The 15,066-nt window shown below is 55.5% G+C and carries 8 protein-coding genes; 4 read left to right on the forward strand and 4 right to left on the reverse strand.

All coding sequences use genetic code 11. The features are described 5' to 3' along the window. The first annotated feature begins 672 nt into the window (after positions 1-672). Both FKG94_RS07785 and FKG94_RS07790 read left to right on the forward strand, forming a co-directional pair. Positions 673-6,795 (forward strand): beta strand repeat-containing protein, encoded by a 6,123-nt coding sequence (locus tag FKG94_RS07785; RefSeq protein ID WP_142903635.1) that lies wholly within the window; start codon positions 673-675, stop codon positions 6,793-6,795. 2 nt (positions 6,796-6,797) lie between these two features. Continuing rightward, entirely contained in the window at positions 6,798-8,594 is a 1,797-nt protein-coding gene (locus tag FKG94_RS07790) for a ShlB/FhaC/HecB family hemolysin secretion/activation protein (RefSeq protein ID WP_142903636.1), read from the forward strand. A gap of 293 nt (positions 8,595-8,887) precedes the next feature. On the opposite strand, the gene FKG94_RS07795 is transcribed toward FKG94_RS07790, so the two are convergent. From FKG94_RS07795 to FKG94_RS07810, 4 genes are read right to left on the reverse strand one after another with little or no spacing between them, the layout of a single operon-like run. Then, positions 8,888-10,369, reverse strand: a complete 1,482-nt coding sequence (locus FKG94_RS07795; protein ID WP_179957538.1) for an FAD-dependent oxidoreductase — start codon at positions 10,367-10,369, stop codon at positions 8,888-8,890. Between the two features lie 5 nt (positions 10,370-10,374). Beyond that, complete coding sequence (locus tag FKG94_RS07800) at positions 10,375-10,665, reverse strand: (2Fe-2S)-binding protein (RefSeq protein ID WP_179957539.1); 291 nt, start codon at positions 10,663-10,665, stop codon at positions 10,375-10,377. Between the two features lie 15 nt (positions 10,666-10,680). Further along, positions 10,681-11,877 (reverse strand): NAD(P)/FAD-dependent oxidoreductase, encoded by a 1,197-nt coding sequence (locus FKG94_RS07805; protein ID WP_142903639.1) that lies wholly within the window; start codon positions 11,875-11,877, stop codon positions 10,681-10,683. A 34-nt stretch (positions 11,878-11,911) separates the two neighbouring features. Then, a complete protein-coding gene (locus tag FKG94_RS07810; protein WP_142903640.1) occupies positions 11,912-12,829 on the reverse strand; it encodes a dihydrodipicolinate synthase family protein in 918 nt (305 codons plus the stop codon). A gap of 535 nt (positions 12,830-13,364) precedes the next feature. Between FKG94_RS07810 and FKG94_RS07815 the strand changes: the two genes are divergently transcribed. Both FKG94_RS07815 and FKG94_RS07820 read left to right on the forward strand, forming a co-directional pair. Beyond that, positions 13,365-14,285 carry a LysR family transcriptional regulator gene (locus tag FKG94_RS07815; protein WP_142903641.1) on the forward strand — a complete coding sequence of 307 codons (921 nt, stop codon included), beginning with the start codon at positions 13,365-13,367 and terminating at the stop codon, positions 14,283-14,285. Positions 14,286-14,497: 212 nt separating this feature from the next. Next, positions 14,498-14,971 (forward strand): hypothetical protein, encoded by a 474-nt coding sequence (locus tag FKG94_RS07820; protein ID WP_142903642.1) that lies wholly within the window; start codon positions 14,498-14,500, stop codon positions 14,969-14,971. The last annotated feature ends 95 nt before the right edge of the window (positions 14,972-15,066 follow it).

Here is a 15,066-nt window from a genome sequence, read left to right on the forward strand (position 1 = left end):
CTGCAGGTGGTTGACCCTCCATCGTGCCGGCACTTGGCCATTTCCCCGAATGTCAATTTTTTAAGCATAGTTACACCAGCTTATCGTTCCCAATCGAACCGACCTCGATTAACGTACCGAGGGAAGGCCTGGCTCTGGTGGGAGCCTTCGGAAACTCTCGACAGCAGGGATGCTGTCGGGAAGCCCCCAGGGACGGGTCTACGGCGTGTTTCCGAAGGCTCCCACCAGAGCCAGGCCGTTCAGTTGGCACATATCCGCTTAAGGAGGTGCCATTGGCCATCTGCCCTATTTATTACCTTTCCTCAACCCTTTATCACCAGCCCCTCATTGCCCGATGCCAGGCGTCAAACGCGTGAATCTGGAAGGCAAGCCATGCTCGCGCTCGCAGCCAAATAGCTTTTTAGACAAAAAGGCGACAGCGAAAAAGCACTTTTTCGGTAGCTCCAACTAATTTTGTCGTCATTTGTCGCTTTTTCAGTACGAAAGCTATTTTGATTGTGGACATCGATAAAAATCGGTTAAGGCAACGTATAAGCGCATAAAAACCAAAAGCTCATGAGCAATGCATCTATCACAAATAACAACTACCTGCTTTTTACAGTTGCGCGCCAGGTTTTGGTATCAGGTGCCTCTGGGTAACAACATCTATTTTTAACTACGGGAATATCTCTAATGGCAAATTCTGACGGTTGTGGCATAAGCCAGTCCCTATTTTCTGTGCTGGGTCGTTTTTCCCTGCCTGCTGCCTTGATCACGGCACCTTTTCCAGGCTATGCCCTGCCGGAGGAGGTAGTGGTCACTCACGGCAATTTGCAGTTTTCGCAAAACGGCCGGCAACTCGATATCAATCAAACCACTCAGCACGCGATAGCCAACTGGCAATCCTTTTCCATCGGTGCCAATGAAACCGTTAACATTCAACAGCTCAATGCCAGCGCTGCGCTGCTAAATCGGGTGACGGGGGCAGACCCGTCACAACTCTTGGGCCAGATGAACGCCAATGGCCGGGTCTTTCTCATTAACCCCAACGGGGTGGTGGTTGGAGAAAATGCCCATATTAATGCCGCGGAGTTTATCGCCTCGACACTGGATATTGCTGATGCGGACTTTCTCAACGGCGGCGACTCGCAGTTCTCCGGCGATTCAACAGCGGGGATTGTAAACCTCGGATCTATTACCAGCGCCGATGGCGATATCGTTCTGATCGCGTCAAAGATTTCCAATGAAGGCCTGTTGCAGGCGTCGCAGGGCGAGGTCGCGCTGGCGGCGGGAAACGAAGTCCTGCTGACCAGGCAAGACAATCAGCGATTGATTGTAAAAAGTGATTTATCCCAACAGTTAGACGGCACCGGCATCGATAATGCCGGTGTGATTGATGCGGCTGAAGCCGTACTGGTCGCCGCCGGTGGCGATATCTATGATCTGGCTATCAATCAGTCGGGCATTATCAAGGCGACCGGCGTCAATAACCGCCAGGGTCGTATTCTTCTCACCGCCGAGGGCGGCGATATCTTATTCTCCGGGCAGGCCAGCGCGAAAAATGCCGATGGCAGTGGCGGCGATGTTTATGTGGGTGGTGGATTCCGGGGCGAAGATGCCGGTATTGTTAATGCAGATCACACGCAGGTTACCCAGGCGGCGGTCATTGATGTCAGCAGCCAAACGGGTGACGCCGGAACAGCGGTTGTTTGGGCCGACCTAAGCACTGACTATGCGGGAACTATTGCCGCCGGATCGACGGCTGAGGACTCAGCAGGGGGTTTGGTGGAGGTGTCCGGTAAGCGCGAGCTAAGTTTCTCCGGCTTTGTCGACCTCAATTCTGAACGCGGCTTAAACGGCACATTGTTGTTAGACCCGGATTCACTGATCATTCAAGACACCAATCCTTTGGCTGAGCCAAACATTCTTCTGGTTTCTACACTGCAGACACAGCTCGAGTCCGGCAATGTCATTTTGGATGCGTCTGCAGTAGATGGTTTTGGCGGCGACCCCAATGGCACCATCACCGTCGGCAATGACGTGAGCTGGACCTCTGGCAACAGTTTGACGCTGAATGCCGGCAACAACATCAATATCAACGGCAGTCTTGCCGCAGGGTCCGGAGATATCACCCTTGGACTGGGTTTTGTAGAAAACAGTATTGCAGGACAAACCGCCAGTTTGGCCGTCGATTCAAGTGCAACCATTACCGCAAACAGGTTGACGATCAACAGAAATGCATCGGCAACAATTTCGGGTACAAATGCTTCTGGCGGCCCCATTGGCGCTGTTACTATCGACGGCGCATTGAATGTAGCCACGCTGGATTTACAACTTGCCGGTGTAAGCGATTTTATTGACTCTCCCGGTATTTCCGGCGATGTCAGTATTACCAATGCGGCAAACCGTATTGGCTCACTTACCAATACGGGAACCGGCAACGGAATTGAGGGATCACTGACAATCGTCGACAGTGCCGGGGGTCTGGATATCTCGGGCGACTATCTGGTTGGCCGCGACATCACCATCTCAACCGTGGGGGACTTAACCCTGAATGCCGGTGCAAACATTACCACCGCTTTTGGAGGCAGCAATATTTTCATTGCTGCACAAAATGGTTCCTTTATTAACAACGCCGGCGCAAGCGCATTGGCCACAGCAAACACTGGACGTTTTCTGGTTTACTCTGACAACCCCGATGACACCACGCTCGGCGGACTGGCAGCCGCTCCCGTTTACAACCGAACCTTCGCGGCCAATGCGCCCGCTACCATCACCCAAACGGGTAATCGGGTTTTATACAGCCTGGCACCGACACTGATACTGACTGCCAATAACAATGCCCGTGAACCGGGTGAAGCCAACCCCACGCTGACATTCAGTATTTCCGGTTTGGTCGGTGGCGATGTCGCCAGCGACGTCTTCTCCGGACTACCCGTACTTTCTACCACGGCCGATGCAGCGAGCCCCATCGGCGACTATGCCATTGATATTGCCAATGGAACTGTCGTTCTCTCTGACTACGGCTATCAGTTGTCTTTGGTGCCCGGCACCTTGAGCGTCGCGCTGGACCCCAGCCGGGTTCTTACCGTGACGGCCAATGACCTCATTCGCATCTACGGCGACCCCAATCCGGCCTTTACATCGACAATCACCGGCTTTCGAAGCGGCGACGATGCTTCAGTTGTCAGCGGTTTGCAGTTTATAACAACGGCAACACCACAATCACCGGTTGGCAACTACACCATCACGCCTTTTGGGGCAACCGCCGCCAACTACAGCTTAGCTTATGTTCCGGGCACCTTGACGGTTGATTTTCGCGATTTAACCATTACCGCAGACAGCATCGATAAGGTTTTCGGGCAAGAACTCACAACACCGGGTTTTAGCATTTCCGGCCTGGCGTCCTTTGATACAGAAGCCTCCCTCGGCAACCTCTCCGTCTCCTCGGCGGCAACGGCCAGATTGGCGAATGTGGGTAGCTATACGGCTGTTGCAAGTGGCGTGACGAATACAAACTACAACGTTACCTATGTCAATGGCACTATTAATGTCACGCCTGCCGCCCTGACCATTACGGCCAATAATGCAAGCCGCATCTTTGGTGCCGCCAATCCGGATTTTAGTATTTCGACAACCGGACTGGTCAGTGGCGATACGCTGAATACGGCGGGCCTGATTTTTACGACCGCGGCCGACATAAATAGCGATGTCGGAACCTACAACGTCACACCCGGCGGCATTACGGACGCTAACTACGACATTACCTACGCTGCCGGCGCACTGGATATCACCCCAGCGCTGCTGACCCTGACCGCAGATAACTTTTCAAGAGACTATGGTTCAGCAAACCCTGTATTCACCTTGACACCCGATGGTCTGGTAGCCGGAGACACACTGGCAGATGTGGTTACCGATATCACCCTGGACACCACCGCCACTCAGGATTCATCGGCAGGTCGTTATCGCATTAATCTGTCAGCCAATCAGATCAGCAATAACTACAATTTGGTGATTAACAACGGCACCCTGGATATCGACAAGGTGGACGTTGACCTGTTTCTTGCACTCGCTTCACGCTTATATGGCGATCCCAACCCGACACCAACCGTTATAGCCAACGGTTTGGTCAATGGCGATACAGCCTCCGTTTTTCGCAACGTCTTCGTCAATTACCTGGTCGCCCCGGCTTCCGGGGTGGGTTCCTATACCGTTCAATTTTTGGGGGCGGAGGCGACCAACTATCGAGTCAGGTCGTTAAACAACGGGGTTTTGAATGTATTGCCCAGGCCACTGACGATAACCGCCGACAGTTTTACCCGCGAGTACGGTGATGAAAACCCACAATTGACGGCTACCTTCGATGGCCTTGCCAGCTTTGACGACGCCTCTGATATCGATGGTTTAACGATCAACACGGTGGCAACGGCAGCCTCCGGCCCGCTCGACTATGGCATCAATCTCGCTGTGGGCAGCAATCCGAACTACACCATAAACCTCGTTTCGGGCTTGCTCACTGTAACACCGGCAGTCCTGGCCATTGAAATTGGGAATACAGAAACGATCTACGGCCGCGGTTTCACGCTCGATCCGACTGTCGATTTTCTTACCGGTCTCAAGCTGGACGATTTGCCAGGCGAGCTTGGATTTGAGTTTGTGACTGACGCCGCCATCGGCTCTGACGCCGGTGACTATGCCATTACGGCAACACTGGCCAACCCCAACTACGCGCTGGATATCAGGCAGTCGGGAACACTGTTTATTCGGCCCGCGCCTCTTACGATTGACACAACTAACTTTTCACGGACCTATGGCGAGGCTAACCCTGAGTTTACCTATACAGTAAACGGGCTGGCTTTGGGCGACAGCCCCGATGTGGTCAGTCTCTCAGCTCCGGAGCTGACCGCAGATGCGGGCACCTACAACCTGGACTTCACCCTGAGTACAGGCAATTACGAACTGGCGAACGTGACAGGCGGGCTGTTCACCATATTGCCGAGAAACATCGCCATTAAGCCGGAAAATATCATTCGCTTTTACGGTGACCCGGACCCGGCGTTTAACTATCTGATAGCGGCTGATGGACTGGCCAGTTTCGACACTATCGACGATATTATGTTTGCCGATAACCCATTGGTCACCGGCTCTTTCGGGCCGCGCGCGCCTGTAGGCGTCCGCACAATCCTTGCCCGGTTGAGAGAAAATCCCAATTACGCGATCTCGAACCAACAGGGCTATCATGCAATCTTGCCGCGTCCTATAGAAATCAAGGTCGACAATGCCACGGCTACAGGCAATTTTCCGCTACCGCGGTTTACTGCCACAGCAACCAATCTGGCCGAGTTCGATACCTTGGATTCCGCCATCCCCAATCTAAGCTTCCGGATTTTTCGGGACGATGAACTGGCGCCGGTGCAAGTCGTTCAGAACCTGGAAGATTTTGAAATACCTGCAGCATTTGACAACGATCAGTTTATTGCCAGATTTCCGAGCACAATTGGTACGCCTGATGTTGACTTTGAAGCAGACCCCGGTTCAGTCGGTGTTGATATTGTGCCTATCGATATCACAAATATCCCGGGCACGGATGTCACTCCCGTTATCACCATAGGCGGCGGCGAATTTATTATCGCCTCAAACCTGTTTTCATCCGCACAGCAGGAATCAGAAGAGCCTGTGGTGCAGTACATCCAGGCGATTGGCGGTAATCCCAACTATGTCATCGTCGCCAATACCAACGGCGCCCTGACCTGGGAACCCGATCCCAAAGTAGCGGAAATTCGCCGGGAAATAGAAGCGGAGCAAGCCATCTACAACGAGGCCTATGATGCATTCTTTAACGCAGATGAAGTTTACGGCAATAGAAGCGGCGGGTTGACCATTTCCTCATCGCCTCCCACCAACAATAATTTGCTTGGTCTACCCGATGCCGCTTTGGGGTCAGTGCTTGAAGCTGTCGGCTTGTCGATACTGGACGGCAATGAAGATCTGGCCAATATGGTTGCCGGGTATGGTGCATCTGCTCGAGGCTCAACAAGCTTCAAGCAACTTACAGGGGGCGCCTATAGCAACTTCGATACCCTGGCTTTTTTGCAGGCAGCGCGGACCGACCCCGTGGCAGCAGAAATGCTGGGGCTCGTGATGAGTGAATACGTTCTGGATCTGATTGAGGTAGACCCGACCAACTACAACGTCAGTCAGCAGGCCCTGGCTGATCATATGTCCTCTCATATTAATGCTGCACGGCAGGGAGTCGCCCAAAGAGCCGAGGCTCAATACAACGACTGGGTTGCACAGGAAGAAGCCATTCAGGGGGGTGGAATGGCGAGTTTGTTTGGCACCGATACCCCCTACGGGGACTTTATTGGTGTTGCCGCCGCTGATTACCTCGAAGAACACTTCGCCGGCCAGGCCTCAGTGGTTGGCGGAGGTGTCCTTGGCGGCACTGTAGTGGCAGCGACAACCGGCCTTGTAATGGCAAAGGCAACCAGTGTTATTTTACCTAATTCAGTCGGTGTAATCGCTGCAAAGGGTGCGATCATTAAGGCAGGCGGAACCGTAGGCGCAGTAACCGGTGTTGGTGTGGGAGCGGCCGTTGTCCCCGTAGCCATTATTGCCGGGACAGTAGCGGGTTCTATTGCCCGCGCTGTGCAGGTTGTGGAAGAGGATCAGCAACGTCAGGTCTATGAAATGCTTACCGATACGAGTTCTATGCAGCTTAGTGATCTGACCCAGACCGACGAAAAAGGCGATAACAACACCCTGAACCAGGTCATCCTGGCGACGGCCTTGTCTTCCATGTTTAGTGGTATTTAGTCATGATAAAAAATAAAAAAGATATACGCCTCGCGTATCTGTCTGGCTTTACAGCAGGTTTTATCTTTCTGCTTGCCAACTTCAGCCAATCGGCAAACGCACAAAACCTGGATAACCTGGTTCCGGAAAAAGTGCCCCAGATGGTCTCACCCCCTGTTGGCGATAGTCCTCAGTCACTAGAGCGCGTAGCGGATTTTGGGGCGGCAGAAGGTGAAACCGTCATTCTGGACAAGCTCGAAGGATTGATTTTTTTGGAGACGACAGAAGGATTGATTGCCAATCCCTCTGCCTATATGGGTGGCCGGCAACTAGACGTTTCAAAATTTCCACATCTTCAGGATGAGAGTTTTGAAATGATAGCCAACACCTTTTTAGGGCTTCCCATTTCCGCGGAGTCATTACGGCGGCTGCAACAGGTCACCCGCATTCATTTACGGCAATTGGGCCACTCCTTTACCCTGGTGTTTTTACCCGAACAGGACATAACCGATGGGTACATCCAGGTCGTGCTTATGGAATCTCGCTTTAGCGGCGAAATCGATGTCGAGGGGAATCGCTACTTTTCCGACGAGCAGTATCAAAAATGGATACGTCAGGCGGATGATGGTGCTATTGACGCTCAGGCCCTGGATAAGGACATTGCCTGGATAAACCGCAATCCCTTCCGGGCGGCCAGTGTTGTGGCAAGCCCGGGGAGCGAGCGGGGTACGACCAAACTGGTGATCCAGGCTCGTGAGATAGAACCGGTAAGGTTTTTTGTCGGTGCCAACAATACGGGTACCCAGTCTACCACCGAGGAGCGCGCTCTGGCCGGCTTTAACTGGGGGAATGCATTTGGTCTCGGCCATCAACTCACCATGCAGGTAACGACGGATCAAGGCTTCGAACATTCGAAGAGCCTGTCCGGGAGTTACACCATGGACCTTCCCTGGCGACACTCCCTAAATGTCAGTGCCGCTTACTCAGAAACTGATGGTATTGTTGCTGAGCCCTTTAACCTGGAAGGTAAGTCTTCGCAGTTGGCTCTGGGCTACACACTGCCCTTAACCCCGGCAATCAATGATCGGCTGACGCAGAATCTTACCTTTGGTTTTGATTTTAAAAGCAGCGATAACAACTTTGACTTTGCCGACATTCCAATTACCGACAATGTCACCGAGGTTGTTCAGTTAAAGGCGCAGTACTCCGGTGCTCTGAGCGATAAATATGGCAGCACTTCAGGCTCGCTGGCTATAACCGCTTCACCGGGTGGCGTAACCAGCCGCAACGAGGACGAGTTCTTTTCTCTAAGTCGTGCCAACGCCTCAGCGGACTATATCTACAGCACCCTGAATGTAAATCGGCGCACGCCACTGTCCGGCCCGATGGATGGCTGGACATGGACTGCTCGTATCAAAGCACAGCTTGCAAGTCATAACCTTATTGGCAGTGAGCAGTTCGGCGCCGGTGGCTCCGGCAGTGTTCGCGGCTATGAGGAAGGTGAGGTCTTTGGCGACGAGGGCTTTCTGTTCAGTCAGGAGCTGGTTGCGCCACCCCTTCAGTTGGCCGAGCGCTTGGGATTGACGATGAGGGATTCACTCAGCCTCTATGTCTTTCAGGACTACGCCCAGACGCGCAGTGTTGAGAAACTGCCCGGCGAAAAGAACTTCAAGCTGCACAGTCTTGGGCTGGGGTTTAGATACCAGTTATCACAATTACTGACTGCCCAGGCAGCATGGGGCTTTCAGTTGCGCGATAGCGGCAGCAGCAACACGGGGGACAATGACAATTTACATGTGTCCGTACAAGTCAGTTTTTAGCGGGCAACCTCAGAGATAGTACTTTTTGTGGAGCCCTCCAGCGCCGCCTCTGGCTTGCTGGAGGGTGTCACTTACTGGGTGGAGACCCTTATGAGCCTCCATATGCTTCGGCGCAGTCAAGACTGCCGGGGTTATCGGTTTACGGAGCAGGCCGTCAAACTGAAATTCCATCGCGTGCCAACAAGCCGGTCCGATTGCTACAGCCTCCGAGGATACTGCGGGTAACGTTTAAATGATAGTGATATAGGCAAATATCAGGGCTATATGGGAAACCCGTAAAGACAACGTAACGTCTAGTCGTCGCCGCGATTCAAGAGTGCCTTTATAGTCACCGGCTTGGCCGGAAAGCGGGCAGTGAAGGCCCTGACCTCCTGCTCATCCACGCCTGCTGCATCCGCGACTAGTCCGCATAAATGATAGTGGCAGTAGCGGCCCTGGCATAACCCCATACCGACGCGCGAGATCAGTTTCGCTCCATTGGCATCGTCGATAAACGGATGGCCGGTGAGACAATGCTTAAAGTCAGCCACTGAAACCTCTTCGCATTTGCACAGTAACGATGAGTCGGTCATCAACTGTCGCAGGAGACGCTTGCCCGGATAGGCAAGGCCTCTAAGCAACTCGGCGAACCGCAGCGCTCCGCTCAGTCGCGAACGTGTGGCACGGGCCAGGCGTTCTGCCCGTTGACCGTCGATACGGTTTAGTTCACGGGCAATGCCGAGACCCGCCAGGCGCCCCTCGAGCATAGACACATCGGCGCCCGCCACCCCGGTCAGTTCGCCGGCGACAAACAGTCCCGTAACACCCGTGCGCATCCAGTTGTCGTGGTCGACCAGCCAACCCCCGCCCGCCGCCGACCAGCGCGGGGTGGCCCCAGCCTGGCGAGCCAGCTCCGAAGCAGCGAGAAAGCCAAAGCAGATACCGAGGCGGTCGCAGTCGACAGACTCCACCGCCTCGGCCCGCACAGTTCCCGCCGCATCAACCGGCACCAGATCGACCCGCTGCAGCCGCTGATCGCCATGGGCCTCCTTGACCGTGCGGGAGAAACGGATCGGCACACCTTTAATCAGCAGCCGCACCAGGGCCGCGGTGAAATACGCAAGCTTGGCGCCGTGGCGGATAAGCAGCGGCGCCGATTTTAGCAGCAAAAACACGGTGCTGGCGGGTTGTGAAAATATCACACCCGCCACCTGGCCGCCGGCCCGGACAGTCTGATCGGCAACAATCAGTTGCAGCGGGTGCGAACCGGCAAACAGGAACCGCTCCCCCGGCACCAGTTGCTGGCTTTTGACAAACGCCTGGATACCGCCGGTCGCCATAACGCCGGGCAGATTGGCACCGGGAAATACCACCGGCATGTCATAGCAGCCCGAGGCGATCAATACACAGTCGGCATCGAGATGAAAACTGCCGTCCGCATCTTTGAGTATCAGTTTATGCCCCCGTGCAGCGGGCGTTGTTCGCGCCGGCAACACCGCCAGCACCGTGGTCTGCGACAACCAGCGGATTCGATTTGTCTCGGCCACTCTGGCCAATAATTGCCTGACGGTTTTATAGATACTGCTGGTCAACCAGTTTTTCACCTGAAAAGCCGGCGGCGGTTGTCTGTAGATTTGGCCACCCGGTCGCAACTGCTCGTCGACCACCACCACGTCGATACCCTGGGCCACCGCCACCTCCGCCGCCGCCAGACCGGCAGGGCCGGCGCCGACAATGGCCAGCTCGGCGGTGAGCGCGCGGGTGTCGTTGATCATGCTGTCGATTGGGTTGTCCACCGGGCTTAACCGTCCGCTTTCTGCGCGCCGGTCACAACGGACATGCCGTCCGCGGCCGGTGTCATACAGGCGCGACACCAGTCGCCGCCGGCGCTTGAGACAACACGCACCTGGCATTCAAAGCAGGCGCCCATATTGCAATAGGGACCGCGGGGTTTGCCGCTTTGGGTTCTGTAAAACACACTGACCCCATTGGCCAGGAGAACGGCAGCCAGGGTTTCGCCGGCGTAGGCAGTGACCGACTGACCATCGATGATCACGGTGATCTCTTCCCCTCTCTGAACATTGCGAGTCATCCGCTTTGCCATTGCTCAACCCATAAACATATTGATATGACCGAAGCGGTCGGGGGAATAGGGCGCGAGCGGAAACGACGTCTCGCCTTTCAGTATCAGTTCACTGATCAACTGCGCGTAACTGGGACCATAGGTAAATCCGGAACCGCCGGCGGCCACGTAAAAGCCGGGGGCGCGGGAAACTTCGCCGATAATCGGCAGCTGATCCGGCGTAATGCCGGTGGTGCCGGTCCAGGTGCGCACCAAATGCAGCGTCTCGACAGCCGGCACCACCTCGGCGGCCACAGCCAGATTGCCGTAGACCGAAGTCGGGTCAATCACCGGTGCCCGCTCGGCATGCCACTTGCCGTCGCGCTGCCACAGGTGAGCGGACCAGCCACCGCCGATCAGGATATTGCCGTCGCGCACCTGTTTCATGGACAGTTTGCGCCCCACATGCTGCACCAGGTGGGGAATCAGCGGTGCGGTTCGCTCCGTCACATTCATGGTCAGCCCCACTGGAAACAGCGGCAGATGTAAATTCGCCATGGCGGCAACAGCCGGCGACCAGGCACCCGCGGCGTTCAACACGGCAGCAGCGGCCAACCGCCGGGCAGCGGCGGTTTCGGTACCGGCACCGATCTCGATCTGCCAGTTGCCGGACTGGCGCCGGATGCCATTGACCGGGGATCGGGTAAAAATCTCAGCACCCCTGGCGGCCGCTTTTTGCGCGTAGGCGGGCGTAAGCAGGCGCGGATTGCAATGACCTTCGGCCGGGCAGAAGAGCGCGGCCAGAATCGTATCGCCGAGGTAGGGCGCCAGGCGCCGGACCCGGACACCGTCAAGCAGCTCAACCTGCAGGCCCTGGCCCGTCTCTATGTGCGCTTTCTGTTGCAGCAGTTCCACCTGGGCCGGCGTTTCCGCCACCATCAGGCCGCCGTGCATACCCAACTCCAGATCACAATCGAGTTCGGCTTCCAGGTCGCGCCACTGGGCGATGGCCATTTGCGTCAGCGCCACATAGTGTTCGAGTTCCGCCGCCAGGGTATTGCGGTGCTGGATCAGCCGGTGTTCGAGCTGGAAGTGCAGGGACCCGGCATTCTGGCCGGATGCCCCCTGGTTGATGCCGCCGCGCTCAATCAGCGCGACCCGGGCGCCGGCGCCGGCGAGGTAATAGGCCGCGGCACAACCCACCAGGCCGCCGCCGATAACTGCCACGTCGTATGTCTGCATCTTCGCCCCGGTGCTCCCGGCCCGCGCGGGAGCACTAAATTCTACCCAGTTTTTGCAGTGTCTTCCTGACTTCCAGCGCCCCTTTGTCATCCAGGGGCAGTATCGGGCGCCGGGGATAGCCGCCGGGCAGCCCCTGCTGGTTCAACGCCTCTTTAAAGGTCGCCTGGGCCGAGCCGAATCTGCCCGTGTAATTCGGTTTGAACCAGTCGCGCATAATAGTTTCATCGCGTTCGCCCAGGCGCCTGGCCCGCTCGATATCGCCGGCCCAAAGGGCATTGAAAAAATCCGGGTGATCTCTGCCCAACACCGCCCCCGCTCCCATGGTGCCATCGGCGCCGTGCTCCAGCACCAGTGAAATACCCTGTTCATTCATGGGAATACCAAAAATGCGCACCTGGTCTTTCAGGGCGAAGAACACCTCGAGAAACTGTTCCCGGTTTGGTGTGGAGTTCTTAATCGCCACGACTTTATCCAGTGTAGCGATTTGCGCCAGCAAGGACAGCGGCATATCCACATTGGTGCCCGGTGGCCAGTTGTAAACGCACACCGGCAACGCGGCGGCAGCGCTGATATCGCCATAAAAAGCCAGTATTTCCGCCTCGGTGGGCACTACGTAGGGTGGCGGCGTGATAAGTGCGCCGTCAAAACCGTATTCGGCGGCAACCGCAATATTTTCTACCGCCTCGGCAGCCGTAAAAGAGTGGCAACCCGCTATCAGTGTCAGCTTGCCGCCTAGCTGATCACCGGTGATCTGGAACAGTTTCCGCTTTTCTTCCCGACTGAGGCTGAACCACTCCCCCTGTGTGCCCAGCACTATCATGCCGTGCATGCCGTTATCGTACACCCAGCGGTGCAACTGCCGGGTCGCCTCCTCGTCAAAAGCACCGTCTTGGCTAAACGGCGTGGTAATGGCCGGGATATAACCTCGCCAGTCCACGGAGTGTCGATCCATACTTCTCTCCCATCCAATGTGATCTCTATAAGTCCTGACAGGTGGCTCTACAACGGGCGTGACGACCCGCGCGCAAGAGCCCGGGCACAGCAACTGGTTGCCATAGCCCGCTTAAAACAATCCGGGCAGGGCAGGCAGCCCCCCGGCAGGGGCTACAACTTAGAAGCATTTGAAGTCTGTTTCAATAACAATGTATTATGCTCTTTGTTGCGCTTAGAGCAATCTATTGGTCTGACCCCAATGGTGTCTACCTTAAGCGTGTTTGCATCGATTCATCGGTCATCACCGCAGTCACATCGGTCTCGATTAAGCATACTGAAGGTAGGTGTGGCCCTGGCGGAAGCCTTCAGAAACTCTCGACAGCAGGGATGCTGTCGAGAAGCTCCCACGGACGGGTCCACAGCGTGTTTCTGAAGGCTTCCGCCGGGGCCAGGCCGGTCAATTAGCACATACTTGTTTATAAGAAAGTCTGACCCATAACGCGAGAGCCGGAGCAGGTGCCAATAAAAAGCCACACACGGGATGAGGTTTAACAATGCCGAGCGATATCCGCCTGCGTTATCTCTATGAATCAGCCCGCCTCGGCACTATGCGGGCGGCGAGCGAAGAGCTGGACGTTGCCACTTCCTCGGTCAGCCGCCAGATTGCAGAGCTGGAAGCGGAACTGGGACTCGCCCTGATAGAACGGGGACGGCGCAAGATCAAACTGACCGAAGCCGGCGAGGCATCCTGCCAGTACTACCGCGAAAAACTGTCCCAGGAAGAAGCCTTTCTCTCCAAGATCAAAGAACTCAAAAGTATCCGCACCGGCAAGATAGTGCTGGCGGTGGGCGAAGCCTATGTAACCCAGCGCTTCAGCGATATGCTACAGGCGTTTATGCAAAACTATCCGGGTATGGAGGTACAGGTAGAGGTAGCCAATACCAGCGCGGTGGTGGACCTGGTGCGGGAAGACAACGCCCATATGGGTTTGATTTTCGATATACCGCGGGATCCCAAAATCCACGCCCGACTGGTCTTGCCGCAGCCGCTGATGGTCATCGTCAACGCCCGCCATGCGTTCAGTCAACAAACGTCCATCAATCTGGCCAGCCTGCAGGGCGAAAGCATCGGCCTGCCGGAGGAGAACTACCGTATTCGCCAGATCATCCATACCGCCGAACAGGAAGACGGCGTGTTTCTGGAGGCCTCGTTACTGACCAATTCCCTGACGTTGATCACCGATTTCGTCAAGTCCGGCAGGGGCATCGCCATCTTGCCGGAACTGGTGGTGCAGCAGGAACTGACCAGCGGCGACCTGATTGCCCTGCCTGTCAGCAACAGAATCCTGAACTCCACCAAAACCAGCTTGATCACCCGCGCCGGCAGGCAGTTGCCGGTGGGTGCCTATCGCCTGTTGTTGGGCATCGAAGCCCATCTGAAAAGCGAGGTGCGGCGCAACGCCGCCGGGTCCTGAACCCGCCTGAAACTTAACGCGACAGCGCCTTGAGGCGCCAATCCCAAGACCGGAGTTGCGCCTAAAGCAACAAAACGGCGCATTCACTGTTATTGAAACAATCGTATAAGTCTAGTCGAATAAGTCGGGTGCTATATGGGCCGCGGCCTTCCGACCGTTGGTAAACAGCCCTGGCGGATACGATTTCTACAGTGATGAAAGGGTAAGTGCTAATGAGAAATATACTAAGAGCCTTGGTCATTTTTTCAATCTGCCAGTTTGGCGCCACGGCCTTTGCCGCCGACGACCCTGACAATGCACTGGTGCGCATGTTCAGCTGGTGGAACGGGGCCATACAGGAACCGAACGGTTTCACTGAAGCCGCTTTTCGCCGTCATTTCACCGAGCAGGCGGCCATTATTATCAACGGCAAGGAGCGGGTGCGCGGTATCAAGCCGATGGTCGAGCACTTCAAACGCATCCAGGCCAGCGTCGAAGCCGTGAAAATTGTGCTGCCCTTCGAAGAGGGGTTTGCCAGCGGCAACCGCATTTTCACTTACCACTTGATTCGCTCGCGTAACAACGGCGTCAGTTCCGTTTCCCACGTTATGGGCTACGCTGTTGTCGAGCAGGGCAGGATTGCCCTGGTGGATTTTCTCAGCTACGACGAACCGGCGGCGGACAAGGCCGGCGAAACCAAGCGCTGAACACAGCCGCGAAGTTGTAGTTAAAAAAAGTTAAAACAAATAGTAAAAATAAAAAGCTAAAACAAAAAGTGACAACGACGATTTACAACAACTAT

Origin of the sequence: Exilibacterium tricleocarpae (assembly GCF_007004655.1) — a bacterium.
GTDB lineage: Bacteria > Pseudomonadota > Gammaproteobacteria > Pseudomonadales > Cellvibrionaceae > Exilibacterium > Exilibacterium tricleocarpae.

What these genes read in the sequence shown, in the direction of transcription:
- FKG94_RS07785 (WP_142903635.1), top strand. Translation starts at nt 673, where the DNA reads ATGGCAAATTCTGACGGTTGTGGCATAAGCCAGTCCCTATTTTCTGTG.
- FKG94_RS07790 (WP_142903636.1), top strand. Translation starts at nt 6,798, where the DNA reads ATGATAAAAAATAAAAAAGATATACGCCTCGCGTATCTGTCTGGCTTT.
- FKG94_RS07800 (WP_179957539.1), bottom strand. Translation starts at nt 10,665, where the DNA reads ATGACTCGCAATGTTCAGAGAGGGGAAGAGATCACCGTGATCATCGAT.
- FKG94_RS07805 (WP_142903639.1), bottom strand. Translation starts at nt 11,877, where the DNA reads ATGCAGACATACGACGTGGCAGTTATCGGCGGCGGCCTGGTGGGTTGT.
- FKG94_RS07810 (WP_142903640.1), bottom strand. Translation starts at nt 12,829, where the DNA reads ATGGATCGACACTCCGTGGACTGGCGAGGTTATATCCCGGCCATTACC.
- FKG94_RS07815 (WP_142903641.1), top strand. Translation starts at nt 13,365, where the DNA reads ATGCCGAGCGATATCCGCCTGCGTTATCTCTATGAATCAGCCCGCCTC.
- FKG94_RS07820 (WP_142903642.1), top strand. Translation starts at nt 14,498, where the DNA reads ATGAGAAATATACTAAGAGCCTTGGTCATTTTTTCAATCTGCCAGTTT.